Annotated in this window: 25 protein-coding genes; 18 read left to right on the forward strand and 7 right to left on the reverse strand. The window is 69.4% G+C overall.

Going from position 1 to position 25,591, the window contains the following annotated elements:
• Positions 1 to 33: 33 nt before the first annotated feature.
• The 3 genes from MWN52_RS12540 (at position 34) to MWN52_RS12550 (ending at position 1,847) form a co-directional block, all read left to right on the forward strand.
• Complete coding sequence (locus MWN52_RS12540; protein WP_286574886.1) at positions 34 to 558, forward strand: hypothetical protein; 525 nt, start codon at positions 34 to 36, stop codon at positions 556 to 558.
• Positions 559 to 622: 64 nt separating this feature from the next.
• A complete protein-coding gene (locus tag MWN52_RS12545; RefSeq protein WP_286574887.1) occupies positions 623 to 1,222 on the forward strand; it encodes a DUF1439 domain-containing protein in 600 nt (199 codons plus the stop codon).
• Complete coding sequence (locus MWN52_RS12550) at positions 1,212 to 1,847, forward strand: Cif family virulence factor (protein WP_286574888.1); 636 nt, start codon at positions 1,212 to 1,214, stop codon at positions 1,845 to 1,847. The genes MWN52_RS12545 and MWN52_RS12550 overlap by 11 nt, the downstream gene beginning before the upstream one ends.
• A 179-nt stretch (positions 1,848 to 2,026) precedes the next feature.
• On the opposite strand, the gene MWN52_RS12555 is transcribed toward MWN52_RS12550, so the two are convergent.
• The 4 genes from MWN52_RS12555 to MWN52_RS12570 all read right to left on the reverse strand — a co-directional run bounded on the left by MWN52_RS12555 (position 2,027) and on the right by MWN52_RS12570 (position 6,437).
• Positions 2,027 to 2,566 carry a type 1 glutamine amidotransferase domain-containing protein gene (locus MWN52_RS12555; protein WP_130520916.1) on the reverse strand — a complete coding sequence of 180 codons (540 nt, stop codon included), beginning with the start codon at positions 2,564 to 2,566 and terminating at the stop codon, positions 2,027 to 2,029.
• 108 nt (positions 2,567 to 2,674) lie between these two features.
• Positions 2,675 to 3,460 (reverse strand): 3-hydroxybutyrate dehydrogenase, encoded by a 786-nt coding sequence (locus MWN52_RS12560; protein WP_286574889.1) that lies wholly within the window; start codon positions 3,458 to 3,460, stop codon positions 2,675 to 2,677.
• Between the two features lie 95 nt (positions 3,461 to 3,555).
• Complete coding sequence (locus MWN52_RS12565; protein ID WP_286574890.1) at positions 3,556 to 5,784, reverse strand: DUF5916 domain-containing protein; 2,229 nt, start codon at positions 5,782 to 5,784, stop codon at positions 3,556 to 3,558.
• A gap of 185 nt (positions 5,785 to 5,969) precedes the next feature.
• Positions 5,970 to 6,437, reverse strand: coding sequence for an SET domain-containing protein (locus tag MWN52_RS12570; RefSeq protein WP_130520923.1), 468 nt, complete (start codon positions 6,435 to 6,437; stop codon positions 5,970 to 5,972).
• Positions 6,438 to 7,068: 631 nt separating this feature from the next.
• Here MWN52_RS12570 and MWN52_RS12575 point away from each other — a divergent pair.
• The 7 genes from MWN52_RS12575 (at position 7,069) to MWN52_RS12605 (ending at position 13,569) form a co-directional block, all read left to right on the forward strand.
• On the forward strand, positions 7,069 to 7,530 hold the full coding sequence (locus MWN52_RS12575; protein WP_286574891.1) for an SUF system Fe-S cluster assembly regulator: 462 nt from the start codon (positions 7,069 to 7,071) through the stop codon (positions 7,528 to 7,530).
• Between the two features lie 16 nt (positions 7,531 to 7,546).
• Complete coding sequence (gene sufB / locus MWN52_RS12580; protein WP_286574892.1) at positions 7,547 to 9,019, forward strand: Fe-S cluster assembly protein SufB; 1,473 nt, start codon at positions 7,547 to 7,549, stop codon at positions 9,017 to 9,019.
• A gap of 117 nt (positions 9,020 to 9,136) precedes the next feature.
• Positions 9,137 to 9,901, forward strand: coding sequence for a Fe-S cluster assembly ATPase SufC (gene sufC, locus MWN52_RS12585; protein WP_130520927.1), 765 nt, complete (start codon positions 9,137 to 9,139; stop codon positions 9,899 to 9,901).
• Positions 9,898 to 11,205, forward strand: coding sequence for a Fe-S cluster assembly protein SufD (gene sufD, locus MWN52_RS12590; protein WP_286574893.1), 1,308 nt, complete (start codon positions 9,898 to 9,900; stop codon positions 11,203 to 11,205). The genes sufC and sufD overlap by 4 nt, the downstream gene beginning before the upstream one ends.
• An 83-nt stretch (positions 11,206 to 11,288) precedes the next feature.
• Positions 11,289 to 12,479, forward strand: coding sequence for a cysteine desulfurase (locus MWN52_RS12595; protein WP_286577735.1), 1,191 nt, complete (start codon positions 11,289 to 11,291; stop codon positions 12,477 to 12,479).
• 217 nt (positions 12,480 to 12,696) lie between these two features.
• A complete protein-coding gene (locus MWN52_RS12600) occupies positions 12,697 to 13,224 on the forward strand; it encodes a GNAT family N-acetyltransferase (protein ID WP_286574894.1) in 528 nt (175 codons plus the stop codon).
• Positions 13,225 to 13,233: 9 nt separating this feature from the next.
• Positions 13,234 to 13,569, forward strand: coding sequence for a non-heme iron oxygenase ferredoxin subunit (locus tag MWN52_RS12605; RefSeq protein ID WP_130520933.1), 336 nt, complete (start codon positions 13,234 to 13,236; stop codon positions 13,567 to 13,569).
• 100 nt (positions 13,570 to 13,669) lie between these two features.
• On the opposite strand, the gene MWN52_RS12610 is transcribed toward MWN52_RS12605, so the two are convergent.
• Positions 13,670 to 14,854: an MFS transporter gene (locus MWN52_RS12610; protein ID WP_286574895.1), complete on the reverse strand. Its 1,185-nt coding sequence runs from the start codon at positions 14,852 to 14,854 to the stop codon at positions 13,670 to 13,672.
• Between the two features lie 118 nt (positions 14,855 to 14,972).
• Here MWN52_RS12610 and MWN52_RS12615 point away from each other — a divergent pair, with 118 nt between their 5' ends.
• The 8 genes from MWN52_RS12615 (at position 14,973) to MWN52_RS12650 (ending at position 24,166) form a co-directional block, all read left to right on the forward strand.
• Positions 14,973 to 15,881, forward strand: coding sequence for a LysR family transcriptional regulator (locus tag MWN52_RS12615; RefSeq protein ID WP_286574896.1), 909 nt, complete (start codon positions 14,973 to 14,975; stop codon positions 15,879 to 15,881).
• 269 nt (positions 15,882 to 16,150) lie between these two features.
• The gene (locus MWN52_RS12620; protein ID WP_286574897.1) at positions 16,151 to 18,541 is read left to right on the forward strand and encodes a catecholate siderophore receptor Fiu; all 2,391 of its coding nucleotides are present in this window, start codon (positions 16,151 to 16,153) and stop codon (positions 18,539 to 18,541) included.
• A 107-nt stretch (positions 18,542 to 18,648) separates the two neighbouring features.
• Positions 18,649 to 19,338: a Fe2+-dependent dioxygenase gene (locus tag MWN52_RS12625; RefSeq protein WP_286574898.1), complete on the forward strand. Its 690-nt coding sequence runs from the start codon at positions 18,649 to 18,651 to the stop codon at positions 19,336 to 19,338.
• Positions 19,339 to 19,459: 121 nt separating this feature from the next.
• Entirely contained in the window at positions 19,460 to 20,095 is a 636-nt protein-coding gene (locus tag MWN52_RS12630) for a PepSY-associated TM helix domain-containing protein (protein ID WP_286574899.1), read from the forward strand.
• Positions 20,096 to 20,119: 24 nt separating this feature from the next.
• Positions 20,120 to 20,647, forward strand: coding sequence for a DUF2271 domain-containing protein (locus MWN52_RS12635; protein WP_286574900.1), 528 nt, complete (start codon positions 20,120 to 20,122; stop codon positions 20,645 to 20,647).
• Between the two features lie 48 nt (positions 20,648 to 20,695).
• On the forward strand, positions 20,696 to 21,508 hold the full coding sequence (locus tag MWN52_RS12640; RefSeq protein WP_286574901.1) for a DUF4198 domain-containing protein: 813 nt from the start codon (positions 20,696 to 20,698) through the stop codon (positions 21,506 to 21,508).
• A gap of 64 nt (positions 21,509 to 21,572) precedes the next feature.
• On the forward strand, positions 21,573 to 22,544 hold the full coding sequence (locus MWN52_RS12645; RefSeq protein ID WP_286574902.1) for an FAD:protein FMN transferase: 972 nt from the start codon (positions 21,573 to 21,575) through the stop codon (positions 22,542 to 22,544).
• Positions 22,541 to 24,166 (forward strand): sulfite reductase subunit alpha, encoded by a 1,626-nt coding sequence (locus MWN52_RS12650; RefSeq protein WP_286574903.1) that lies wholly within the window; start codon positions 22,541 to 22,543, stop codon positions 24,164 to 24,166. The genes MWN52_RS12645 and MWN52_RS12650 overlap by 4 nt, the downstream gene beginning before the upstream one ends.
• Here MWN52_RS12650 and MWN52_RS12655 read toward each other — a convergent pair.
• On the reverse strand, positions 24,160 to 24,765 hold the full coding sequence (locus MWN52_RS12655) for a HutD/Ves family protein (RefSeq protein ID WP_286574904.1): 606 nt from the start codon (positions 24,763 to 24,765) through the stop codon (positions 24,160 to 24,162). The genes MWN52_RS12650 and MWN52_RS12655 overlap by 7 nt on opposite strands.
• A gap of 286 nt (positions 24,766 to 25,051) precedes the next feature.
• Positions 25,052 to 25,390: a ComEA family DNA-binding protein gene (locus tag MWN52_RS12660; protein WP_286574905.1), complete on the reverse strand. Its 339-nt coding sequence runs from the start codon at positions 25,388 to 25,390 to the stop codon at positions 25,052 to 25,054.
• Between the last annotated feature and the right edge of the window lie 201 nt (positions 25,391 to 25,591).

The following is a 25,591-nucleotide window of genomic DNA, read 5'->3' on the forward strand; positions in this document are numbered from 1 at the left end:
CACTGCGCGCCACCGCCACTGCCCGACTCCGCCATGCGCCTGCTGCTGACCTTGCTGCTGTGTCTGCTGCTGGGCAACTGTTCCTGCAGCCGCAAGCCCGAGCCGCAGGCCGAGCTGGCCACGACCGCCCCGCTGCCGCAGGCGGGCGCGCGCACGGACGATCAGGCCGCGCTGGCCAAGCGCCAGGCCCTGGACGCGCAGCAGCAGGCCCACCTGCTCGAAGCCGCCGGTGTGCTCCACGCCTACCTGGCCGACATCGCCTCGGGCCGGCTGGACCAGGCCGATGCGCAATGGACCGGCGGCAAGCCCGCGCCGGTGCCCGACGATGCCGCGCTGCGCGCGCTCGGCCCGCGCACCATGCGCATCAACAGCGACGCGCCCAAGCCGCTGGACCCGGACCAGTACCCGTCGCGCAGTCTGGAAATCCCCGTGCATCTGCAGGTCGCCGATGCGCAGGGCCGTGTGCAGCACTGGGATGGCTGGTACCGCCTGCGTCGCAAGATCGGCAACGACGGCTGGACGCTTTCCAGCGCCTCGATCCGCCCACAGCTCGATTGAGGCCCGGTTCACCCGATGTGCTTAAGGTGTGCCTGGCCTCCAGCCGCCTCTCTCGGACGTTTCCATGCAGGCTCTCCTCGCCCACCGCATGCGCGCCGCCCTCGTCGCCACGGCCCTGGTGATCGCACCGATCACCGCCGCGTCGTGGGCCCAGGCGCAGTCCTCCAGCCAAGCGCCTTCCAACGAGCTGTCCGTCAGCGCGACACAGGTTCAGGGCTTTCTCGAGCATGAGTTCCCGCGCGATTTCCAGGCGCTGGGCGGACTGGTCTCGATGACCGCCAGCAATCCGCAGCTGCGCATTCCGCCGGGCAGCGACCGGGTCCAGATGCAGTTCGACGCCAGCGCCAGCGGCAATCCGCTGGGCCGGGTCTGGCTGAGCAGCGGCCTGCGCTACGACCCGCAGGCGATGACGCTGTACCTGGACGCGCCCACCGTGGATCGCGTCGCGGCCAGCAACGGCGGCGAACTGCACGAGCGCGATCGGCAGCTGGTCAGCCTGTTCCTGCAGGACTACGCGCGCAGCGAACCGCTGTACCGCCTGGATCCCAAGCTGTTGGCCAGCCTGGGCGACGTGCGTGTGCAGTCCGCGCGCGTGCGCGATGGCCGCATCGTGGTGCAGTTCGACCAGCCCGTGGGCATGCCGGATCTGAGCGATGCGCCCTGATCCGATACGTCTGCGCATGCTGATGCTCGGCCTGCTCGCGGCCGGAATCACGACGCTGGCCGCTTGCGATCCGGGCAAGGATCGGCAGGCGCGTTCTGGCGACGCCCCTCCCACGACCAGCGCGCCGACGCCCGCCACGCCACCGGCGTCGGCGCCGAGCGATTCGCAGACCGAAGACGCGCTGGCGGAACCGCCGCCGATGCAGGCAGCGGAAGCCGCTATCCCTGCAGAACCGACCGCCGAAAGCGCGCAAGACACCGTGCGCCGCTATTACGCGGCGATCAACGCGGGCGACTACGCAGCCGCCTATGCGCTCTGGAGCCGGGACGGCGCGGCCAGCCGGCAGCCTTTCGACGTCTTCGCCAAAGGCTATGCCAAGACCCGGCACGTCGAGGCGCGTGTCGGCCAGGCCTTCGATGCGGCGGGCGCGGCTGGTTCGCGCTATATCCAGGTACCGGTCGACCTGGCCGCATTGCAGGCCGATGGCAGTACGCGTCATTACAGGGGCAGCTTTACCCTGCGTGCCGTGATGGCGGACGGCGCGCCGGCGACGGACCGGGCCTGGCATCTGGATTCGGCGGATCTGGAAGGCTACGAGCCTTCGGCACGGGGCGACAAACGCTGATCGCCTTATCGTGCGAGCCAGCTATCTTCTTTAATTGCGTCGCGACCTCGTTGTAGAGCGGAGCTCGCTCCGCTGCATTTCGGCCGGATTTTGTGAAAGCCCCAGCGGAGCGAGCTCCGCTCTACAGACGGGCGCGCGACCCGAAGGCCGCGCCCCGTTTTCTTCTCGATTTCGAGCTGTTAGTTCGCCAGCGCTTCCGCGATCGCCTTGCTGAAGGCCGGGATATCGTCGGGATTGCGGCTGGTGATGATGTTGCCGTCGACCACGACCTCGCGGTCTTCCCAGGTGCTGCCCGCATTGGACAGGTCGGTCTTGAGCGAACTCCACGAAGTCAGCTTGCGCCCCTTGGCCAACCCGGTCTCCGCCAGCAGCCAGGGGCCATGGCAGATCGCCGCCACCGGCTTGTCGTCGGCGGCCACGGCCTTGATGAAGTCCAGCGCGGACGACTCGCGGCGCAGCGTGTCGGGGTTGATCACACCGCCCGGCAGCACCAGCGCGTCGTAATCGGACGGCTTGGCCTGGTCGAGCTGCTTGTCGACCTTGACCGAGTCGCCCCAGTCCTTCTGGTCCCAGCCGCGGATGCTGTCCTTGCCCTTGAGTGAGATCACCTCGACCTTGGCGCCCATTTCCTCCAGGCGACGCTTGGGCTCGGTGAGTTCGGACTGTTCGAATCCATCGGTGGCGAGCACGGCGATGGTCTTGCCAGTGAGCGTGGTCATGAGCGAAGGCTCCGTTGAAGAAAGGAACCCCATCTTCGGCGCCGCGCCATTCGAGGCCTGTCGTTTCCTGGTGGCGATGTCTCGACGCGACGCGAACACGCGCCGCATTCAGTTCATATGCCAGCCATGGCTGACCAGGAAGCTCTGCCCGGTCAGCGCGTTGCTCGGGTACTCGCACAGGAACTTCACCATCGCGGCCACGTCCTCGACCGTGGTGAAGGTGGCATCGACCGTGTTGCCCAGCATCACGCGCTTGATCACTTCTTCCTCGCTGATGCCGAGGCTGGCGGCCTGCTCCGGGATCTGCTTCTCCACCAGCGGCGTGCGCACGAAGCCCGGGCAGATCACATGGCTGCGCACCCCATGCGGCCCGCCCTCCTTGGCCAGCGTGCGCGACAGGCCGAGCAGGCCATGCTTGGCGGTCACATAGGCCGACTTCAGCGGCGAGGCCTCGTGCGAATGGGCCGAGCCCATGTAGATCACCGTGCCGCGCTTGCGCGCATACATGCCCGGCAGCACGGCCTTGGTGGTGAGGAAGGCGCCGTCCAGATGGATGGCCAGCAGCTTCTTCCAGTCGGCGAAGGGAAAGTCCTGGATCGGATGCACGATCTGCACGCCGGCATTGGCGACCAGGATGTCCACGGGACCCAGTTCCTGCACGACCCGGTCGATGCCGGCATCGACCGCCGCTTCGTCGGTGACGTCCATCGCCACGCCCAGCGCCTGGCCTCCCTCGGCCTGGATCTGCGCGGCGGTGGCCTGCGCACCTGCCTGGTTGAGATCGGCGATGGCCACGCGCACCCCGGCCCGGGCCAGGGTCTGCGCCAGGGCCTTGCCGATGCCGCTGGCCGCGCCGGTGATGACGGCCACCTGGCCTTGGAGGGACTGGGTCACGGGGCAACCTCGCAGGGAACGGGCCGCCAGTGTGCCGCAGGCGCGGGCCCTTCAGCGTTGGTCGAAAGGGCAATGCCTCCGGGCCTGCCTCATGGCTACAGCGTGAAGCGGTAGCTGAACTTGACCAGCAGCTGCTCGTCCTCGCGCAGGCGCAGGGCATCGCCCAGCAGGCGGCCGACCGGATCGCTGCGGTCGGTCTCCTGGTAGCCGCCGCGCGCGTAAACGACGTACAGGTCCGACATCGGGGCGACCTCGTAGCGATAGCGCACCTGGAAGCCCAGGTTGCGCACGCTGAAGTCCTGCACGGCCTCATCGGTGCGCAGCGGCTGGGTGTTGGCCAGCACGCGGTAAGCGCCCTTGGCCTGCGCCTCGATGGCCAGCGCCTGCAGCTTCACGCGCAGCTCCTGGCGGTTGGCCAGGTTCCAGGTCAGGCCGGCGTTGAGATGCCATTCGCGGCCGTTGTACAGGCCGACCAGGTTGTCGCGTTGCCAGATCGACCAGGCCGGCGAATGATCCGCATAGCCGCCCAGGTAGAGGCTGAGGTCGTCGTTGACGAAATATGTCGCCGTATAGTCCGCGCTGTAGTTGAGCGCGCCCGCGTCGGTGATGCTGCCGCGCCGCACCCACAGCTCCACCTCGTGCGCCCAGCGTCCCTTGCGCGGGCGGCTGTATTCGTAGACCAGCTGAGTGTTGAAGGGCTGCTGCACCGAGCCGTGGCCGCGCGTGAGCAGGTCGTCCACGCCGGCATCGTTGAAATTGACCTGGATGAACTCCTCGCTGCCATCGCGCAGCTCGCCCTGGCGGCTGATGCGCAGCTGCCGATCGAGCATCTCGCCGTGGTCGTTGTTGACCTGGCTGATGCGCCAGCGCCAGTCCTTGGAGGCATAGCGCGACTGCGCCGGCTGTTCGGGGAAGCGCTTGCGTACTTCCCAATGGCCGTAGTTGAGGCTGTTCTGCGACAGGTAGCCGGCGTCGTTGAGCTGCAGATCGCTGCCGAAGTGCATGAAGATCCACTGCTGGCGCCAGCCGTGGTCCATCTCGTAGTCGGCCCACAGCGTGCCGCCGCCATCGCGCGTGGTCTGGCCGGCCTGTCTGATCTGGCTGCCGAGCAGGCGCGTGCGCACGTTCCAGCGCGCGTTGGGGCGCCAGTTGTGGTCCACGCCCAGCACGGTCGCCTCGCGATCCAGCCACGGGCGCTCGACCTGGGTCAGCATCAGGCCCAGGTTCTGCGTGCTGAAGTCGCGCACCAGCCGCAGCGCGCGGAAGCTGCGCCCGGCCTCGCCGTCCTCCTCGGCCACGAACACGCCGTACTTGGTCGCGCCCAGGCTGCCGTTGACCTTGACCGCGGCGTTGATGTCGGCCGCGCCGCGCCCGTCGTCTGAAGGCCCGCCGATGCGCCGGGTATACAGCAGCTGGCTGAAATCGGACGGCGTGGTGAACTCGAACAGCCCCTGGTTCTCGGTGAAGAATGGGCGCTTGTCGCTGACATAGGTCTCGGTGGCGTCGAAGTTGACCACCAGGTCGTCGCTTTCGACCTGGCCGAAGTCCGGGTTGAGGGTGGCGGTCATCTGGAACTGGCCGCTGGGCTTCCAGAACACGTCCACCCCGCCCTGTACATCGGTGCCGCCGTGCACGTTGTCGTACAGGCCCGAGATGTACGGCGTCACGGCCAGCAGCGACTGCTGGTAGTCGGTGACCTCCACGACCGCGAAATCGGACAGGAAGCGCGGCCGCTCGAAGCTGGCCACCGGCCAGGCGGCGCGCTCGCCGGTGGCGCCGATCACGCGGTCCAGGTAGAGCTTCATCCGCCGCTTGCCGCCGCTGGCCTTGTGCATCGGCGCGATGTACCAGGGGATCAGCATCTCCACCGACCAGCTCTGCTCGTCCGCGCTGACCGCGTGCTGCCAGTGGCCGTCCCAGTCGGTGTTGAAGTGGTTCTCGTTGGTGACCACCGCGTCGTTGATGCCGTCGGTGGAGGACACCACGAAGTTGTAGCCGGTGCGCCCGTCGCCGTCGAAGTCCACCATCAGGTTGACCCTGTCGACCTGGTCCTTGAAGTCGCGCCGCACCTTCTGCAGGGTGCGCGGCACGCCGGGCGGCTGCGCCGCACGCACCGCCACCGCCAGGCCCTCGGGGGTGGCCAGGATCCAGGCCTCGGTGGGTTGGCTGCCGGGCGCGCCGGTCAGCGGCTGCACCTGGCGGAAGTCGGTGATGTGCTGGGCGCCGGCCCATTCCGCCGGATCGATCCGGCCATCGATCTGCACCGCGCCGGCGGGCACCGCCAACGCCATCGACACGCTTGTCGCCAATACCGAGCCACGCATGGTCCTGCTTCCTTCTGAGCCTGAGGGGCCGATGGCCGCCTTCGGGTGCGTATGTTGGGAAGCTTGTCAGCGCGTGCCGACTGGCATTGGTCATTGCAACCTTTTGTCCGCCGCGTGCATCCACGGCCATGGCGCGCTGCATGCGCCGCTTCGCGCGCGGCCGTGCGGCCCGCGCGCGGACTGCCTCAGCGCTTGGGCTGGAGCATGGTCCCGGTGCAGTTCTTCGAGCCGCAGCGGCAGGCCCAGATCTTCTTCAGCCGCGGCGTGTGCCGCTCGGCCAGGGTGATGCCGTAGTTGTAGGTCAGCTCTTCGCCGGGCTTGATGGCGCGGATGGCCTCGATGAACACCTTGTCCTTGGTGCGGTCGTCGCCCTCGGCCTCTTCGATCAGGGCCTCGCAGTTGGGATTGCAGCTGTGGTTGATCCAGCGGGCGCTGTTGCCGCCGCGGGCGCCGTCGATGACGTATTCATCATTGAGCGTGAACAGGAAGGTATGGCCGCTCTCGACATCGCCGCCTTCGTCGGCATCCACCTGCGCGTGCGTGCGCAGCTCGCCGCGGTACTCGATCAGCCGCTCCCCTTTCTTGATCGGGGCCACGGCGAACATGCCGTTGCCATGGATGGCGGACTTGCGGGTGGCGATCTTGCGCGGCATCGAGGCATCCATGAAGAGGGTCGTCCCGCATTGTCGCCTCGCGCCGCAGTTCGTGCCACTGCATGTCGAGCGTCTGCGCAGCAGCGCTGCTCGGGATGGCCTTCACCCGTCGGTGCGAGGCCCTTACAAGCGTCGTCGCCGAGCCCAAGCTCGTCGTTCCAGCGAACGCGGGAACCCAGCGACTTTCTCGCGGACGGCACAGGACACGGAGGTCCGTGCGTCACGCTAATGGGCAGCTGTTGTTTTGGCTCTTCTTCCGATTCCAGATTGCTGCGTGTAAGTGCACCTGCTGCGGTGGGATGAGTGCGCCTGCTTCGGAAGGGCAACGGTCCGGCGGGCAACGGCCGCTTTTCCCTCAATCAGGGCATCCTGCCCTGATTCGGGCGCTCGGCGTCCTGCCTCGCTAGTCGCGGCCGCTGCCCGCCGGCCCGCTGCCGCGCGCGTCACGTCACAAGGCTTCGGTTTGCGGGGGTCGACGGTGCCGCGGTCCCAGCCCCCTTGGTCGCCGTGGTGCAGCCGAGCTGTACGAGCCCGTTGGCCCACGCACCCAAGGGGTTTGAGTCGCGCACCGGGAAAGCGTACAATTTCGGTCCAATTTCATCCGTCGCCCCTGCGTGGGCGCCCCGCCACCATGTTGCGCGTCACCAAGCTCACCGATTACGCCACCGTCCTGTTGACCGTCCTGGCCAACCGCAGCGGCGAAGTGCTCAGCGCCACGGAACTGGCCGAGACCTCGGGCCTGGAAGCCACCACCGTCAGCAAGGTGCTCAAGCCGCTGGCCCAGGCCGGGCTGGTCGAAGGCCTGCGCGGCGTGCACGGCGGCTACCGGCTGGCCCATGCGGCCGGTGACATCAGCCTGGTGCAGATCATCGAGGCCATGGAAGGGCCGCTGGCGATCACCGAATGCAGCCAGCACGACAGCCAGTGCGGCATCGCCCAGCGCTGTGGCGTGCGCGCCAACTGGCGGCTGATCAACGACGTGGTGGCCGACGCGCTGCGCGGCATGACGCTGGCGCAGATGCTGCAGCCGGCCGCCCCCTCCCCCACTCCCGATACGCGCCGCCGCCCCATCGCCGTGCGCGTGGACAACTGAACTGTAGGCAGCCCCCATGGCCACCGAAGCAACCCAGGTTCCCGCCGCCCCCGTCCGCAACGCCGAGATCGTCGAACAGCTCGGCCGCCGCTACGAGGCCGGCTTCATCACCGAGATCGAGTCCGACTCGCTGCCGCCCGGCCTGAGCGAGGACATCGTCCGCGCGCTGTCGGCCAAGAAGGACGAGCCGCAGTGGATGACCGACTGGCGGCTGGCCGCCTATCGCCATTGGCTGACCATGCCGGTGCCGCACTGGGCCAAGCTGAAGATCGCGCCGATCGATTTCCAGGCGCTGAGCTATTACTCCGCGCCCAAGGGCCCCAAGTACAAGTCGCTGGACGAGGTGCCCCAGGAGCTGCTGGACACCTACGACAAGCTGGGCGTGCCGCTGCATGAGCGCGCCAAGCTGGCCGGCGTGGCGGTGGATGCGGTGTTCGACTCGGTCTCGGTCGGCACCACCTTCCGCAAGGAGCTGGCCGAGAAGGGCATCATCTTCTGTTCGATGTCCGAGGCAATCAAGGAGCATCCGGCGCTGGTCAAGCAGTACCTGGGCTCGGTCGTGCCGGTCGGCGACAACTATTTCGCCGCGCTGAACTCGGCGGTGTTCTCCGATGGCAGCTTCGTGTTCATCCCCAAGGGCGTGCGCTGCCCGATGGAGCTGAGCACCTATTTCCGCATCAACGCCGGCCACACCGGCCAGTTCGAGCGCACCCTGATCGTGTGCGAGGACAAGGCCTACGTCTCCTACCTGGAAGGCTGCACCGCGCCGATGCGCGATGAGAACCAGCTGCACGCCGCGGTGGTCGAGCTGGTCGCGCTGGAAGACGCCGAGATCAAGTATTCGACCGTGCAGAACTGGTACCCGGGCGACGAACAAGGCCGCGGCGGCATCTACAACTTCGTGACCAAGCGCGCCGAGTGCCGGGGCGCGCGCAGCAAGGTGACCTGGACCCAGGTGGAGACCGGTTCGGCCATCACCTGGAAGTACCCCTCCTGCGTGCTGCTGGGCGACGACTCGGTGGGCGAGTTCCACTCGGTGGCGCTGACCCACCATCGCCAGCAGGCCGACACCGGCACCAAGATGGTCCACGTGGGCCGCAACACCAAGTCCAAGATCGTCTCCAAGGGCATCAGCGCCGGCCGCGGCCAGAACACCTATCGCGGCCTGGTGCGCGTGGACCGCTCGGCCGAGGGCGCGCGCAACTACACCCAGTGCGACAGCCTGCTGATCGGCAAGCAATGCGGCGCCCACACCTTCCCCTATATCGAGGTGAAGAACCCCGGCGCCACTGTCGAGCACGAGGCCACCACCTCCAAGATCAGCGACGACCAGCTGTTCTATTGCCGCGCCCGCGGCATCAGTGAGGAAGACGCCGTGTCGATGATCGTCGACGGCTTCTGCAAGCAGGTCTTCCGCGAGCTGCCCATGGAATTCGCCGTGGAAGCCAAGAAGCTGCTGGAAGTGTCGCTGGAAGGCTCGGTGGGCTGACGCCCGTCGAGCCGGGATTCGGGATTGGAGATTCGGGATCGGCGATCGCCGCCCTCTCCCCCGCATCCCGCCTGCCTTCCGCTTTTACAAATCCCCAATCCCGAATCCCCAATCCCCATGCTCAAGATCGACAACCTCCACGCCGCCGTAGCCGGCAAGGACATCCTCAAAGGCCTCTCGCTGGAGGTGAAGCCGGGCCAGGTGCACGCCATCATGGGCCCGAACGGCGCGGGCAAGTCCACGCTGGGCAACATCCTGGCCGGCCGCGAGGGCTATGAGGTCACCGAAGGCAGCGTGCAGTTCGAAGGCGCCGACCTGCTGGCGCTGGAACCGGAAGAGCGCGCCGCGGCTGGCGTGTTCCTGGCCTTCCAGTACCCGGTCGAGATCCCGGGCGTGAACAACACCTACTTCCTGCGCGCCGCGCTCAACGCCCAGCGCAAGGCGCGCGGCGAATCCGAGCTGGACTCGATGCAGTTCCTCAAGCTGGTGCGCGAGAAGCTGGCCGTGCTGCACCTGAAGGACGAGTTGCTGCATCGCGGCGTCAACGAGGGCTTCTCCGGCGGTGAGAAGAAGCGCAACGAGATCTTCCAGCTGGCCGTACTGGAGCCGAAGCTGGCGATCCTGGACGAGACCGACTCGGGCCTGGACATCGACGCGCTCAAGGCCGTGGCCGAGGGCGTCAACGCGCTGCGCAGCGCGGGGCGCTCGTTCCTGGTCATCACCCACTACCAGCGCCTGCTGGACTACATCAAGCCGGACGTGGTGCACGTGCTGGCCGACGGCAGGATCGTGCAGACCGGCGGGCCGGAGCTGGCGCTGGAGCTGGAAGCCCATGGCTACGCCTGGCTGAAGGACCGCGTGGCGCCGGAAGCGGCGGCATGAGCACGCTGCTGGACTCTCTGGCGTCCGCCTTCGAGGGCGATGCCGCGCGCCGCGCGGTGCTGGACGACGCCCTGGCCGCCGGCCTGCCGAGCCAGCGCGACGAGGCCTGGAAGTACACCTCGCTGCGGGCGCTGGAGCGCCGCCGCTTCGCGCCGGTGGACGCCGCGCCGCGGGTCGATGCCGCGCTGCTGGCGCATATCCCCGCCCCGCGCCTGGTGTTCGTCAACGGTCGCCACGCCCAGGCGCTGTCCGACCTGGCGGGTCTGGACGAAGGCGTCAGCGTGCAGCGCCTGTCCGAGGCGCTGGCCGAGGGCAGCGATGCCGCGCGCTTCCTGGCGCGCCGCTTCGAACGCAACGACGAGGTCTTCGCCCGGCTCAACGCCGCGCTGGCCAGCGAAGGCGTGCTGCTGCGCGTCGAGGCCGGCGCGCAGGCGGACACGGCGCTGCAGCTGGTCTTCATCGGCGCGGCGGAATCGGACGGTGTGAACCTGGATGTGCGGGCGCCTGCGCGAGACGCGCATGTCGACCGCGCCTGGCACCTGCGCAACCTGATCGAACTGCGCGCCGGCGCGCGCCTGCGCGTGGTCGAACACCACCTCGGCGCCGGCAAGCACGCGCACCTGGCCAATGCGCTGACCCATGTCCATCTGGCGCAGGGCGCGCAGTTGGTCCACGCCCGTGCCCAGCACGAATCGGACAAGGCCACCAGCCTGCTGCGCACCGACGCGGTGCTGGCGCGCGATGCGCGCTACACGCGTGTGGACCTGGAGCTGGGCGCCGCGCTGTCGCGGCACGAGCTCAACGTGCGCCTGGAAGGCGAGAACGCGCGCCTGGACGCCAACGGCGTGCTGCTCGCCGGCGGGCGCCGCCACGTCGATACGCGGCTGGGCATCGACCATATCGCGCGCGACACCAGCTGCGGCCTGACCTGGCGCGGGCTGGGCGCCGGCCGCGGCCGCGCCGTGTTCCATGGCGGCATCCTGATCCGCGAGGGCGCCGACGGCACCGACGCGCGCCTGTCCAACAAGAATCTGCTGCTGTCCGACACCGCCGAGATCGACACCCAGCCGGTGCTGGAAATCCATGCCGACGAAGTGCAGGCCGCGCACGGCGCCACCGTCGGCCGGCTCGACGCCAATGCGCTGTTCTACCTGCGCTCGCGCGGCTTGCCGCAGGCCGACGCGCAGCGCCTGCTGACCGCCGCCTTCTGCCGCGAGCCGCTGGCCGTGCTCGAGGACGACGCGCTGATCGGACAGCTGACCGCCATCGTCGACCTGGCGTTGCGCCAGGCGGGCGCCGCATGAGCATGCACGAGAACAGCGGCAGCGCCGGAGTGCGTCCGGAAGAGTCCGGCCAGGCCCAGGGCGTGGACTGGGACCGCATCCGCATGGACTTCCCGCTGCTGACGCGGGCGGTCAACGACAAGCCGCTGATCTACTTCGACAACGCCAACACCGCGCAGAAGCCGGTGGAAGTGATCGCCGCGGTGGACGGCTTCTACCGCCGCCAGAACGCCAACGTCAGCCGCGCCGTGCACGCGCTGGGCACCGAGGCGACCGACGCCTACGAGGGCGCGCGCAAGACGCTGGCGCGCTTCCTGGGCGTGCGTGGCGACGAGCTGATCCTGTGCAGCGGTACCACCTTCGCGCTCAACCTGGTGGCGTATTCCTGGGCGTTGCCCACGCTCAAGCCCGGCGATGTGATCCTGGTCTCGCGCATGGAGCACCACGCCAACATCGTGCCGTGGCAGCTGATCGCCCAGCGCACCGGCGCGACGATCCAGGTGGCCGAGATCCTGCCCGATGGACAGCTGGACCTGGACGCGCTGTACAAGGCCATGACCCCGCAGGTGAAGCTGCTGGCGGTGGCCCACGTGTCCAACGTGCTGGGCACGGTCAACCCGGTGCGCGAGATCTGCAGGGCCGCGCGCAAGGCCGGGATCGTCACGGTCGTGGACGGCTCGCAGGCCGCGCCGCACATGCCGCTGGATGTGGCCTCGATCGGCTGCGACTTCTACGCGGTCACCGGCCACAAGATCTGCGGCCCTACCGGCACCGGCGCGCTGTGGGCGCGCCGGGAGCTGCTGGAGGCCATGCCGCCCTTCATCGGCGGCGGCGAGATGATCAAGGAGGTCAGCTTCGAGAAGACCACCTTCAACGAGGTGCCGCACAAGTTCGAGGCCGGCACGCCCAATATCGCCGGCTTCGTCGGCCTGGGCGCGGCGCTGGACTATCTCGACGGCGTCGGCATGGCCGCGATCCGCGCGCGCGAGGCGCAGCTGCTGGCGCATCTGACCGAGGAACTGCAGCGCATCGAAGGGCTGCGCATCTTCGGCACCGCGCCGGACAAGGCCGCGGTGGTGTCGTTCCTGATCGACGGCGCCCACGCGCACGACCTGGCCACGCTGCTCGACCTGGAGGGCGTCGCCGTGCGCTCGGGCCAGCACTGCGCCCATCCGCTGCTGCAGTACTTCGGCGTCGCGGCCACGCTGCGCGCCTCGCTGGCCTTCTACAACACCCACGAGGAGATCGAAGCCTTCGTGGCCGCGCTGAAGAAGGCGCGCACGCTGCTGGGATAAATGGGGGTGGGAGCAACTGTCTTCTCAAGTCCCGCAGCGGCCTGCCTGTAGAGCGGAGCTTGCTCCGCTGGGGCCTTCCCACGAACCGACCGAAGAGCGGCGGAGCAAGCTCCGCTCTACAGGTGGGAGCCGCCACGGCGGCGAGGGCTTCACCGGTAGAGCCCCCCTCGCCGCCATGGCGGCTCCCACGAAGCCGCCGGCCTTTTACAATGGGCCGATGACCACACTGACCTTCCGCAACGCCACCCTGGACGACATCGAGGCGATCACCGCGCTGGTGACCTCGGCCTATCGCGGGCAGGCCAGCCGCGCCGGCTGGACCACCGAGGCCGACCTGCTCGACGGCCAGCGCATCGATCGCGAAGTGCTGGCCCACGACCTCAGCCGCGCCGACAGCCGCGTGCTGCTGGCCTATCGCGACGACGCGCTGGTCGCCTGCGCGCACGTGGCGCGCGAGGGCGATGCCGGCTATTTCGGCATGTTCTCGGTGCGCCCCACCCTGCAGGGCGCCGGCATCGGCAAGGACGTGATGGTCGAGGCCGAGCGCATCGCCCGCCAGGAACTGGGCGTAGAGGTGATGCGCATGAGCGTGATCGATGTGCGCCAGAGCCTGATCGCCTTCTACGAGCGGCGCGGCTACGTGCGCACCGGCACCTTCAAGCCCTTCCCGTACGGCGATGCGCGCTTCGGCACGCCGCTGCGCGACGACCTGCGCTTCGAAGTGCTGGAGAAAGCCCTTGTCTAGGAGCCGGCCGTGAGCGAGACCTGGACCTTCGTCTGCGCCACCGAGGAGCTGCTGCCGGGCGAGATGCGCAGCGGCTTCGACGAGGTCACCGGCACGCCGATCGTGGTGTTCAACCTGGACGGCGACCTCTACGCGCTGGAGGACCGCTGCAGCCATGCCGAATTCGAGCTTTCGGCGGCGGGCACCTTCGACGCCGAGACCGGCAGCATCGAGTGCGTGCTGCACGGCGCGCGCTTCGATATCCGCGAAGGCGTGCCGCTGTGCGGCCCGGCCTATGCGCCGGTGCCCAAGTTCCCGGTCAAGGTGGAACACGGCGGCGTGTGGTCGCGCGACGACCGCGACTGACCGCTCCAGGGTTCTGCACCGTACCGGGCCGGCCATGCGCCGGCCTTTTCATTGCACCGCGATGCTGGCCCCGCGTTTCGCCGGCCTGTACCGGAGCCGATCATCGCTCCCGCAAACGCGCGACCACCGCCACCATGAGGATCGCCACGACGGCGATGCCGGTGGCGACATAGCCGATGCTGCCCAGCCCCCATTGCGGGATCACCAGGCCGCCGATGACCGCGCCCAGCCCGGTCCCGGCGTTGGCGGCCGAGACGTTCAAGGTGCCGGCCAGCGCCTGCGCATGCGACGCGGACTGCATCACCCGCACCTGGCAGATGGGGAACAGCGCGGTGTAGGCGATGCCCCACAGCGCGAGCGCGCCCGCCAGCAGCCCAGCGGAGCCCGCCAGCGGCACGCTGGCCGCCATGCCTACGCCGAGCAGCAGCGCGAAGGCCGCGGTCGCGCCCAGCGGACTGCGATCGACCAGGCGCCCGCCCAGCCAGTTGCCGAGCAGGCCGATCGCGCCGAAGCCCATCAGCCACCAGCCCACGTGCGCCGGCGCCACCCCGGCGATGCGCTCCAGCAGGTCGGCCAGATAGGTGTAGGCGGTGAACATCGCCGTGAACACGACGACCGACAGCACGACGTTGGCGACGAAGAACGGGTCCTTGAGGATGCGGGTCTGTTCGGCCAGGCGCAGCCGTTCGGGCCTGGCCACCCTCGGCATGAAGACGGTCAGGGCCAAGGCCATCAGCAGCGACAGCCCGGCCAGGATCCAGAAGGCGCCACGCCAGCCAATCGCATCGGCGGCAAGCGTGCCCAGCGGAATCCCGAACAGCAGCGCGGCGGAGATGCCCAGATACACCTGCGACACGGCACGGCCCGCGCGTTGCGGCCCGACGATCTGTCCGGCCGTCTCGCTGGCCGTGCCCCAGAACACCGGCAGCGCCAGCGCCGGAATGAACCGCGCCACCGCCAGCACCCACACATTGGGCGCGATCGCCGCCAGGGCGTTGGACGCCGCGAAGATCAGCAGGATGACGACGAACAGCCGCTTGCGTTCGACATGCGAGAGCAGCGCGGTCAGCACCGGGCCGAACAGCATCACCGTGAAGGCGAACAGCGTCACGAGCTGACCGGCGGCGGAAATCGAGATCTCCAGGTCGCGGGCGAGCGCCGGCAGCAGCCCGACCATCAGGTACTCGGTGGTGACGATGACGAAGGCGGCCACCGCGAGGATGACGATCGACAGACCGCCGCGACCCGCCGGGACGGCCGCGTTCGGCGCGGACAGGGAAGACATGGAGATGAAGCTCCGGGTACCAGACGTGGGCCTGTCAGCTTATTGGCGAACCAGATTCCCATCCCGGATCATTCTTCAACCTAATATGGACTCAATTTCCATAATCCGGGCACGGCGGATGATTCCTTCCGAGCGCCTCAAGGGCATCGAAGCCTTCGTCGCGACCGCCGACGCAGGCAGCTTCACGGCGGCCGCCGAGCGGCTGAGTCTGACCAATTCGGCCGTCAGCAAGAGCGTGGCGCGCCTGGAAGACCGGCTGGGCAGCCGCCTGTTCGAGCGCACCACGCGCCGGCTGGCGCTGACGGACGCCGGCACGGCCTTCTATCGCACCTGCGTGCGCGTGCTCGCCGACCTGGAGGAAGCCGAAGCCGTCCTGGCGGCCCAGCGCCATGAGCCGGTGGGAAGGCTGCGGCTGGACGCGCCGGCGGCGTTCGGCCGGCTGCAAGTCTGGCCGCTGCTGCTGCGGTTCGCGCAGCAGCACCCGCACCTGCGCCCGCATGTCTCGTTGACCGACCGCTTCGTCGACCTGCTGGAGGAAGGCATCGACGTCGCCGTCCGCATCGGCGGTCCGGATCACTGGCCGGCGTCGCTGGGGCACCGCTACCTCGGCAGCGAACGCCTGATCTTCTGCGCCTCGCCCGGGTACCTGGCGCGCAGCGGGACGCCGGCGTCGCTGGCGGACCTGTCCCGCCACGACGCGGTGCTGTACGGCAAGGCCGACGGCTCCACCAGCCCCTGGCTGATCGCGCACGACGCCGGCGCCGTCGAGCGACGGACCATGGAGGGCCGGATCGTCGTAGGCAGCGGCGAGGCCCAGGTCGCCGCGGTCAAGGCCGGCTGCGGCATCGCGCAGCTGGCGACCTGGCTGGTTCGCGAGGACCTGGCCTCCGGCGCGCTGGTGCCGATCCTGCAGGATTACACGACCGACGGCCTGCCGCTGAATCTGGTCTGGCCCGTCGGCCGGCAGTTGCTGCCCAAGGTCCACACCATCCTGGACCTGCTCGCCTCGGAGCTGCGGATCGCCTAATCGCGCGCTGCGTCTCGACTGCTTCGCGCGGGGGATGCAGCTCACACACACGACAAGCCGAGCTGAACGGTTGTGAATAAAAATCGTTCTCATTACAATCACGACCCGTTAAGGAATGCATGCCCGGCCTGGCCCGGGCCGCCTTCTGCCTCACGCGATGCCGTCGCTCCCCGGTTGGTCTTGGGGGCCTGGTCGCGTGTGGCCCCGCACTCCCGTCAGCCGTCGCCAATGGGGGAACCAATCTTCACTTCATTGGAAGCACCGCTGACATGTCGCACATCCGTTCCCGCAAGCACCTTCCGGGCGCCCGCCCGCTGACCGCCGCCGCCCTGGCCACCTCGCTGGCGCTGGCCCTGCCGGGCACCGCCCTGGCGACCGACGGGATCGACGCGCCGGGCGCGTCCGCCGACCAGCAGCGCGACCACGACCGGGACGAGCACGATGGCCAGCGCCATCACCGCGGCGACGCGCGCACCCTGGACAAGATCGACGTGCACGGCTCGCGCATCCAGGCCAAGGCCGTGGCCTCGCCCAAGTTCACCCAGCCGCTGCAGGACACGCCGCAGACCATCCAGGTGATCACCAGCGACCTGTTCAACCAGCAGGGCGCCACCACCCTGACCGAGGCGCTGCGCAACTCGCCCGGCGTGGGCGCGTTCTACGCCGGCGAAAACGGCAGCACCAACACCGGCGACGCCATCTACATGCGCGGCTTCGACAGCTCCAGCAGCATCTTCGTCGACGGCGTGCGCGACCTGGGTTCGATCTCGCGCGATGTGTTCAACATCGATCAGATCGAGGTCGAGAAGGGACCGGCGGGCACCGACAACGGCCGCAGCGCGCCGACCGGCGCGATCAACATGGTCAGCAAGCGCGCCACCCTGCACGACGCGGTCTCCGGCACGCTCTCCGGCGGCACCGATGATCAGCGCCGCGGCACGGCCGACTGGAGCCAGACGCTGGCCGGCGGCCTCGCGCTGCGCCTCAACGCGATGTGGCAGGACAGCGATGTGCCCGGCCGCGACCACGTGGAGAACAAGCGCTGGGGCCTGGCGCCCTCGCTGGGCTTCAACCTGGACGGCGCCACGCGCGCATGGCTGAACCTGTACTACGTCAAGCAGGAGAACGTGCCGGACGGCTTTGTGCCGACCATCGGCCTGCCGGGCTGGACGCCGCAGCCGGGCCTGGCGCAGCTGGCCGGCCACCCGGTCGATCCGGAGAACTTCTACGGCACGCGCCTGGACCACGACGATGTGGAAGCCAAGCAGGCGACCTTCATCCTCGAGCACGACTTCTCCGACACGCTCAAGCTGACCAATACCGCGCGCTGGGGCGAGACGACGCAGGACTACCTGCTCAGCGCCTTCATGACCACCGGCGGCACGGCGGCCAATCCCCTGGCCGGCAACATCAAGTGGACCAATCCGGGCGACCTGTCCACCTACACGGTCGCGCGCAGCCTGCCGACCTTCAAGGACCAGCGCAACAAGATCATCACCGACCAGCTCAACCTGCGCGCGGACTTCGCCACCGGCGCGGTCGTGCACAACCTGAGCACCGGCCTGGAGCTGACCCGCGAGGAGCAGTTCAACCGCAACTTCGGCACCACCGGCAGCCTGCCGGCGGCCAACCTCTACGACCCGGACTGGAATGCCATCGGCACGCTGGCCTGGTACCACAACGGCACCGGCAGCTACGGCAAGACCGACACCGCCTCGGTGTACGCCTTCGACACGCTCAAGTTCGGCGAGAACTTCCTGCTGACCGGCGGCGTGCGCTTGGACCATTACAGGACCGAGTACCAGGCCAGCGCCATCTGCAACAACGGCACCGGCCGCAACGCGGTGCCGTGCAACGGCGCGCCGGTCGGCAGCGGCGTGACCACGGTGGACACCGACACCAGCGACACGCTGTTCAACTGGAAGCTGGGCGCGGTCTACAAGGCCGGCGATGCGGTCAGCCTGTACGCCAACTGGGCGCTGTCGCAGCAGCCGCCGGGCGGGGCCAACTTCGCCCTGGCCGCGGCCGACGGCGCGGCCAACAGCATCAATGCCGATCCGCAGAAGGCCAGGACCTTCGAGGTCGGCACCAAGTGGGCCGTGCTGGACAACCTGGCGCTGAACCTGGCGCTGTTCCAGACCGATGTGACCAACGAGATCAACGCCAACGTGCTGGACGAGTTCGGGCATCCGACCCAGACCGGCGAGAAGAGGGTCAAGGGCGTGGAGCTCTCGGCGGTGGGCAACATCACCGACAACTGGAGCGTCTCGGCCGGCTATACCTCCATGTCGACCAAGGTCACCGAGGGCCCGTCGATCAGCGCCGACGGCACGCCCAACCTGAGCTACACCCCGGACGACGCCTTCACCAGCTGGACCAGCTATCGCTTCCCGTTTGGCCTGACCATCGGCGGCGGCGTGCGCTACTCGGGCCAGATGCACCGCGGCAGCGACGGCGCGGTGGGCACGCCCAAGTACGCCAAGTCCTACACGGTGTACGACGCGGTGGTGTCCTACGACGTCTCGCGCAACTTCAGCCTGCGCCTGAACGGCTACAACCTGTTCGACAAGGACTACGTGGCGGCGATCAACAAGAGCGGCTACCGCTACACTCCGGGCACGCCGCGCACCTTCCTGCTCAGCGCGGACTTCCGCTTCTGACGGGCCAGGCCTGACGCCGCTGGTCTGATGGCACAGGACCGCCGGGCGACCGGCACTCCAGCACGGGAAGGCACGCCTTCCCGTGCGTCGTTGTAGGGAATCCTTCCATGCTGCTGCATATCCCGCAGATTCTCGATGCCGACCAGGTCCGCCACATGCGGCATGCCCTGGAAGCGGCCGAGTGGACCGACGGCCGCGAAACCGTCGGCGCGCAGGGCGCGAGGGTCAAGCGCAACCAGCAGCTGCCCGACGCCTCGCCGCTGCGCGAGCGGCTGGGCCAGCAGGTGCTGGCCGCGCTGGAGCGCAATGCGCTGTACTTCGCCGCCGCCCTGCCCCTGCGCACGCTGCCGCCGCGCTTCAACCGCTACACCGGCGGCGGGGAGTACGGCTTCCACGTCGATGGTTCGGTGATGGCCATGGACCGCCCGGGGCAGCCACGCCAGCAGGTGCGCTCGGACCTGTCGTGCACGCTGTTCCTGTGCGAGCCGGACGAGTACGACGGCGGCGAGCTGATCATCAGCGACACCTACGGCGAGCACGAGGTCAAGCTGCCGGCCGGCGACCTGATCCTGTATCCCTCCAGCAGCCTGCACAAGGTCACCCCGGTCACGCGCGGCGCGCGGCTGGCCTCGTTCTTCTGGGTGCAGAGCATGGTGCGCGACGAAGGCCGGCGCCGGCTGCTGCTGGAGATGGACACCGCCATCCAGCGGCTGACCGCCAGCGGCGGCGATGCGCAGGCGATCGTGCAGCTGACCGGCGTGTATCACAACCTGCTGCGCGGCTGGGCCGAGGTCTGAGTGGCCTGCACGCTGGCCGGAAGGTCATCGAGGCGGCGCGGGATTTAATTGAGACCGATTCTCATTCGTGGTGTAATGCCGCGCGCATTTCGCCTCTCCCGCTGCAACGGAAAACCTCCACTTGGCCCAGGCCGCCGACCCGCTCTCCACGCAGCAACGCCGCGGCTTCTGGCTGCGCACGCTGCATCAGTGGCACTGGATCAGTTCGGCGATCTGCCTGATCGGCATGCTGCTATTCGCCGCCACCGGCATCACGCTCAACCACGCGGCCAGCATCGAGGCCAAGCCGCAGATCGTGCATCGCAGCGCCACCCTGCCGCCGGCGCTGCGCCAGGCCCTGGGCACGCGCGAGGACGGCAATGCGCCGCTGCCGCGCGTGGTCGGCGACTGGATCGAAGGCGAGCTGGACATCAGCCTGTCCGGGCGCCAGGGCGAGTGGTCGGCCGACGAGGTCTATGTCTCCCTGCCGCGCCCCGGCGGGGACGCTTGGCTGAGCCTGGACCGCGCCAGCGGCGCGATCGAATACGAATCCACGCGCCGCGGCTGGATCTCGCTGTTCAACGACCTGCACAAGGGCCGCAACGCGGGCACGGCCTGGAGCTGGTTCCTGGATCTGTTCGCGGTGGCCTGCCTGGTGTTCTGCATCACCGGCCTGCTGTTGCTGCAGCTGCATGCCGGCCAGCGCCGCATGACCTGGCCGATGGTCGGCTTAGGGCTGCTGGTGCCGCTGCTGCTGGCGCTGATCTTCATTCACTGACATTCCCCACAGGACTTGCGTGCCATGACCAAGACCGTCCCGATCACCCTGACCTTCGCGCTCAGCGGCCTGCTGACCGTGCCGGCGTCCGCCGCCACGATGCAGGTCAAGGTCGAGATCCCCAAGCTCAACGTCGCCGAGTACCACCGCCCCTACGTGGCGGTGTACGTGGAAAGCGCCGACGGCAAGGCCGCGTCCAACCTGGCGGTCTGGTACCAGAACACCGACACCAAGGAAGGCCACGGCACCAAGTGGCTGCCCGACCTGCGCCAGTGGTGGCGCAAGTCCGGCCGCAGCCTGGACCTGCCGATCGACGGCGTGACCGGCCCGACCCGCCCGGCCGGCGTGCAGACGCTGGACTTCGCCGGCAACAGCCCGCAGCTGTCCGGCCTCGCCCCGGGCAGCTACACGCTGGTGGTCGAGGCCGCGCGCGAGGTCGGCGGCCGCGAGCTGCTCAAGATCCCCTTCACCTGGCCGGCCACCGCCGCGCAGTCGGGCAAGGCGCAGGGCGCCTCCGAACTGGGCGCGGTGTCGCTGACGATCAAGCCCTGATCCCCCGATCCGCCGTCGTTCTTCGCACACGCAACAGGAGCATCCCGCATGAAGCGTTCCCTGACCCTGGCGCTGGCCCTGGCCGCCGCCGTCACCTCCTTCTCCGCCGCCGCGCACAAGCAGTGGCTGCTGCCCTCGGGCACGACCTTCTCGGGCAACGATCCGTGGGTGAGCGTGGATGCGGCGGTGTCCAACGACCTGTTCTATTTCGAACACGTGCCGATGCGCCTGGACGATCTGGTGATCACCGCGCCGGACGGCTCGACCGTCAAGCCGGAGAACGCCTCCACCGGCAAGTACCGCAGCGTGTTCGACGTGGAGCTCAAGCAGGAGGGCACCTACCGCATCGCCTCGGTCAGCAGCGGGCTGTTCGCCAGCTACGAGACCGCCGATGGCGAGCGCAAGCGCTGGCGCGGCGACGCGGCCAAGTTCGCCGCCGAGGTGCCGAAGAACGCCAAGAACCTGCAGGTCTCGCAGATGGCCTCGCGGGTGGAGACCTTCGTCACCCATGGCGCCCCCACCGCCACCGCGCTCAAGCCCAGCGGCGAGGGCCTGGAACTGGTGCCGGTGACCGCGCCCAGCGACCTGGTCGCCGGCGAGGCGGCCAGCTTCAAGCTGGTGCTGGACGGCAAGCCGGCGCCGAACGTGGAGGTCACCGTGATCCGCGGCGGCACCCGCTATCGCAATGCGCAGGAGGAGATCAAGGCCAAGACCGACGCGCAGGGCGTCTTCTCCGTGACCTGGCCGGACGCGGGCATGTACTGGCTCAACGCCAGCAGCGAGGACGACAAGACCTCGCTGCCGCAGGCCAAGCAGCGCCGTCTCAACTACGTGGCCACGCTGGAAGTGATGCCGCAGTAAGCCTCTATGTGGCGCATGGCGCGGATGCGCCTGCGCCCTGTCTGTCCCGAGCTCCCGCCTTCGCATGGTTGCCGCCGTCGCCTCTCCCCTCGAACTGGCCCGCCTGGGTGGACAGACCATGGGCACGACCTGGTCGGCGCGCGTGGTGGTCGCGGCGGGCACCGACCTGCATCGCCTGCACGATGCGCTGCAGGCGCAGCTGGACCGCGTGGTCGCGCAGATGAGCACCTGGGAGGCGGGCTCGGACCTGAGCCGCTTCAACCGCGCCGCGGCCGGGACCTGGCACACGCTGCCGGCCGATTTCGCCACGGTGATGGAGGCGGCGCTGCGCATCGCGCGCGCCAGCGATGGCGCCTTCGATCCGGCCTGCGGCGCGCTGGTCCAGGCCTGGGGGTTCGGCGCCGGAGCGGGCCTGCCTGGCCGCCCCGCCGATCACGCCCTGCGGCAGGTGCGCCAGCGCCCCGGCTGGCGCGACCTGGAATGGCGCGCGCAGGGGGCGCAGCTGCTGCAGCCCGGCGGCGCGCAGCTGGACCTGTCGGCCATCGCCAAGGGCTATGCGGTCGATCTGCTGCTGGACACACTGCACGCGTACGGCCTGCGCGATGCGCTGGTGGAAGTCGGCGGTGAGCTGGCCGGCCGCGGTCGCAAGCCCGATGGCACGCCCTGGCGCGTGCTGGTCGAGACCGGCGCCGACGAGGACGGCGGCCTGCCGCCGCGCGTGCTGGCGCTCAAGGCCTGCGCGGTGGCGACCTCGGGCGATCGCTGGCACCGCTTCGAACAGGACGGCACGCGCTATTCGCACACCCTCGACCCGCGCCACGGCCACCCGGTCGAACAGGCCGCGGCCGCGGTCAGCGTGCTGGCCGCCACGGCGATGGAGGCCGACGCCTGGGCCACCGCGCTGACGGTGATGGGATGGGAGGCAGGACTGGCGTTCGCGCGTGCGCATGGGTTGGCGGCGCGCTTCGTGGTGCGCGGCGCGCAGGGCGCCAGCGAGCACATGACGCCGCAGTTCGAGGCCGCGCTGGCGGCATGAGCGCCCTGCCGCGTCCTGCGATCCCGCGCGCCGCCTGGGGCAATGCCTTGGTGCTCGCCCTGCTGGCGGCGCTGGCGGCGGCGCTGTTCGCCTGGCAGCCGGGCACCTGGTGGCCGGGCGCGCCGCGTCCGTCGCGCTGGCTCTGGGCCGGTGCCAGCCTGGCCGCGTATGCCGGCTTCACCGGCTGGATCCTGTGGCGCACGCGGCGCACGCCGGCCGCGCCGGCCAGCGCCATCGGCACCGACACGGTGCTGGTCGCATATGCGAGTCAGACAGGCTTCGCGCTGCAGCTGGCGCAACGGACCGCGCAGTCGCTGGAGCAGGCCGGCACGCCGGTGCACCTGCTCGATCTGGCCGCCTTGGATGGCACGCGGCTGGCCTGCTATCGGCGCGCGCTGTTCGTGGTCAGCACCACCGGCGAAGGCGATCCGCCGGAGCCGGCGCTGGGCTTCGTGCGCGACGTGCTGGCGCGGCCGGCCGCCCTGGCGGACCTGCAGTACGCCGTGCTGGCGTTGGGCGATGCGACCTATGCGCAGTTCTGCGCCTTCGGCCGGCAGCTGGATGCGTGGCTGCGCACGCATGGCGCGCGGCCGCTGTTCGACCGGGTCGAGGTCGACAACGCCGACCAGGCGGCGCTGCGCCATTGGCAGCATCACCTCTCGCTGCTGACCGGCGATGCCGACCTGCGCGACTGGAGCGCGCCGCGTTACCAGGCCTGGACCCTGGCCGAGCGCGCGCTGTGCAACCCCGGCAGCGTCGGCGGACCGGTCTATCACCTGGCCCTGACGCCGCCGGAGGCGATGCCCGACTGGCAGGCCGGCGACCTGGTCGAGATCGGCCCGCGCCATGCACCGGCGACGGTCGCGGCCTGGCTGCAGACGCACGGCGTGGACGGCGGCACGAAAGTGCGCGTGGACGATCAGGATACCGCCCTGGCCGACGTGCTCGCCTCGCGCCAGCTGCCCGACAGCGTGCAGGCCGGGACCGGCCCGCAGGCGCTGATCGAGACGCTGGCGCCGCTGCCGCACCGCGAGTACTCCATCGCCTCGCTGCCCGCCGACGGCGCGCTGCACCTGCTGCTGCGCCGCATGCAGCGCCCCGACGGCAGCCCGGGCCTGGCCAGCGGCTGGCTATGCGATCACGCCCTGATCGGCGGACCGATCGCGCTGCGGCTGCGCGCCAATCCCAACTTCCATCCACCCGCGGCGGACGTGCCGCTGATCCTGATCGGCAACGGCACGGGCATCGCCGGCCTGCGCGCGCTGCTCAAGGCCCGCATCGCGCGGGGCGCGCGCCGCAACTGGCTGCTGTTCGGCGAGCGCCAGGGCGACCACGACCTGCATTACCGCGAGGATCTGGTTGTCTGGCAGGACACCGGCTGGCTAGAGCGCGTGGACCTGGCGTTCTCGCGCGACCCGGGTGGACACCATTACGTGCAGGACGCGCTGCGGGCCGCGGGGGAGCCCCTGCAGGCCTGGGTGCTCGACGGCGCGGCGCTCTATGTCTGCGGCAGCCTGGACGGCATGGCCCCGGGCGTGGACGCGGTGCTGCGGGAGGTGCTCGGCGATGAGACGGTCGAGTCGCTGCGCCTGCAGGGACGCTATCGCCGCGACGTCTACTGAGGATCGTCGGAGGCGTCGCGCGTGGTGAACTTCACCGCGATCAGCTCGCCGCCGCCCTCCAGCGCATAGCGCGTGCGGCCCGGCCCGCCATACAGCAGCGCGCTGTCGCCGCTCCACAGCGGCGGCAGGCCGCTGGCCGCATCGAAGCGCGCCTGCCCGCCGATCAGATGGATCGCCCAATGCGTGCGCGCATCGGCGAAGAACAGCATCGGCCCGACCAGCGGCCGCAGCAGCAGCTCGGCCTGCAGCGCCTCCGGGCGCCACATCAAATTGAAGTCGTGCGTGGGCCCGTCGAGCAACTCGCCACGCACGCCGCGTGCGCCGCTGAAGCGCAGCCGGTCGTGCGGCGGATGCAGGGTGACCTGCTCACCGTCCTCGAAGCACAGCCGCAGGCCCTGACCGCGCAGCAGCACCAGCTCACGCTCGATGCCCGGGAACGGCGAGAACGGCGCGTCGCGCTCGATCTCGGCGATGGACAGGCGCCAGTCCCAGTCCTGGTCGTCGCGCCCGCCGGTGGCGATCTGGCGCGTCCAGCCGAGCTGGTTGCGCCAGCGTTCGCGGCGGTACTCGTTGGCGGGAATGACGCGACTGGTCGGCATGGCCGCAGGGAGCGTGGACGGGGGCGCCAGTCTAGAGCGTGCGGTGCCTTCGGGCCGCAGCCATTGGGCATTCTCGGCACGCAAAAAGGAAACCGCCCGGGTGCGTGCGGCGCACCCGGGCGGCGGTACATCCCTGTCGGCATCGTGCCCAGCTTGCTGGCGTCCTGCCCTGCCCTCGTCAACGGGCTACGTCCTTGTCGGCGTCCATGCCTGTCACGCAGCGTCCTGCCCGTCAGACCGAAGCGATGCATCCGGCACCGCTTCGCCCCGTGACCATGCTTGCCTTCTAGCGGCGGGTGACCGGCTTGGCCGGTGCAGCCGCGGCGGAAGGCCTCTTCGGTGCGGCCGCCGAGCGACCCACCTCGATCCGATCGCGATTCTTCTCCACCGTCTTCAGGCCGATGCCCTTGACCATCGCCAGCTCCTCGGCGCTCTTGAACGGGCCGTTGGCCTTGCGGTAGTCGACGATGGCCTGCGCCTTGCTGGCGCCCACGTTCAACAGCGTGGCGTCCAGGGCGGCCGCATCGGCCGTGTTGATGTTGACGCGGCTTTCGGCGGCGAAGACGCCGGCCGACAAGGCCAGCGACAGGATCAGCGATTTGATCAGGATCGAAACGGGTTTCATGGCGACACTCCTTGTGCGATGAGGATGGTTGTGCCGGGGCGGTTCCCTACGCCTTCCGGTGCAGCCAGTCTCCTCCCTCCTCGCACCGCCACGATATCGGCGCAGCGCCTCCGCGGCTGCCGGGCAACACCCCGTTCGCGTGTAGGAAAAGTCCTACCCACAGGCCGGTCCGATCGGGCACCGGAAGCGGCGGGGGTACCA

It is taken from the genome of Pseudoxanthomonas winnipegensis (assembly GCF_030322905.1).
GTDB lineage: Bacteria > Pseudomonadota > Gammaproteobacteria > Xanthomonadales > Xanthomonadaceae > Pseudoxanthomonas_A > Pseudoxanthomonas_A winnipegensis.

Bases quoted from the DNA above. Each gene is read 5' to 3' on its own strand.
- MWN52_RS12615 (WP_286574896.1), top strand. From the start codon at position 14,973: ATGATTCCTTCCGAGCGCCTCAAGGGCATCGAAGCCTTCGTCGCGACC.
- MWN52_RS12545 (WP_286574887.1), top strand. From the start codon at position 623: ATGCAGGCTCTCCTCGCCCACCGCATGCGCGCCGCCCTCGTCGCCACG.
- MWN52_RS12565 (WP_286574890.1), bottom strand. From the start codon at position 5,784: ATGCGTGGCTCGGTATTGGCGACAAGCGTGTCGATGGCGTTGGCGGTG.
- MWN52_RS12600 (WP_286574894.1), top strand. From the start codon at position 12,697: ATGACCACACTGACCTTCCGCAACGCCACCCTGGACGACATCGAGGCG.
- MWN52_RS12575 (WP_286574891.1), top strand. From the start codon at position 7,069: ATGTTGCGCGTCACCAAGCTCACCGATTACGCCACCGTCCTGTTGACC.
- MWN52_RS12655 (WP_286574904.1), bottom strand. From the start codon at position 24,765: ATGCCGACCAGTCGCGTCATTCCCGCCAACGAGTACCGCCGCGAACGC.
- sufC (WP_130520927.1), top strand. From the start codon at position 9,137: ATGCTCAAGATCGACAACCTCCACGCCGCCGTAGCCGGCAAGGACATC.
- MWN52_RS12595 (WP_286577735.1), top strand. From the start codon at position 11,289: ATGGACTTCCCGCTGCTGACGCGGGCGGTCAACGACAAGCCGCTGATC.
- MWN52_RS12610 (WP_286574895.1), bottom strand. From the start codon at position 14,854: ATGTCTTCCCTGTCCGCGCCGAACGCGGCCGTCCCGGCGGGTCGCGGC.
- MWN52_RS12540 (WP_286574886.1), top strand. From the start codon at position 34: ATGCGCCTGCTGCTGACCTTGCTGCTGTGTCTGCTGCTGGGCAACTGT.
- MWN52_RS12620 (WP_286574897.1), top strand. From the start codon at position 16,151: ATGTCGCACATCCGTTCCCGCAAGCACCTTCCGGGCGCCCGCCCGCTG.
- MWN52_RS12650 (WP_286574903.1), top strand. From the start codon at position 22,541: ATGAGCGCCCTGCCGCGTCCTGCGATCCCGCGCGCCGCCTGGGGCAAT.
- sufB (WP_286574892.1), top strand. From the start codon at position 7,547: ATGGCCACCGAAGCAACCCAGGTTCCCGCCGCCCCCGTCCGCAACGCC.
- MWN52_RS12635 (WP_286574900.1), top strand. From the start codon at position 20,120: ATGACCAAGACCGTCCCGATCACCCTGACCTTCGCGCTCAGCGGCCTG.
- MWN52_RS12645 (WP_286574902.1), top strand. From the start codon at position 21,573: ATGGTTGCCGCCGTCGCCTCTCCCCTCGAACTGGCCCGCCTGGGTGGA.
- MWN52_RS12550 (WP_286574888.1), top strand. From the start codon at position 1,212: ATGCGCCCTGATCCGATACGTCTGCGCATGCTGATGCTCGGCCTGCTC.
- MWN52_RS12570 (WP_130520923.1), bottom strand. From the start codon at position 6,437: ATGCCGCGCAAGATCGCCACCCGCAAGTCCGCCATCCATGGCAACGGC.
- sufD (WP_286574893.1), top strand. From the start codon at position 9,898: ATGAGCACGCTGCTGGACTCTCTGGCGTCCGCCTTCGAGGGCGATGCC.
- MWN52_RS12625 (WP_286574898.1), top strand. From the start codon at position 18,649: ATGCTGCTGCATATCCCGCAGATTCTCGATGCCGACCAGGTCCGCCAC.
- MWN52_RS12640 (WP_286574901.1), top strand. From the start codon at position 20,696: ATGAAGCGTTCCCTGACCCTGGCGCTGGCCCTGGCCGCCGCCGTCACC.
- MWN52_RS12660 (WP_286574905.1), bottom strand. From the start codon at position 25,390: ATGAAACCCGTTTCGATCCTGATCAAATCGCTGATCCTGTCGCTGGCC.
- MWN52_RS12555 (WP_130520916.1), bottom strand. From the start codon at position 2,566: ATGACCACGCTCACTGGCAAGACCATCGCCGTGCTCGCCACCGATGGA.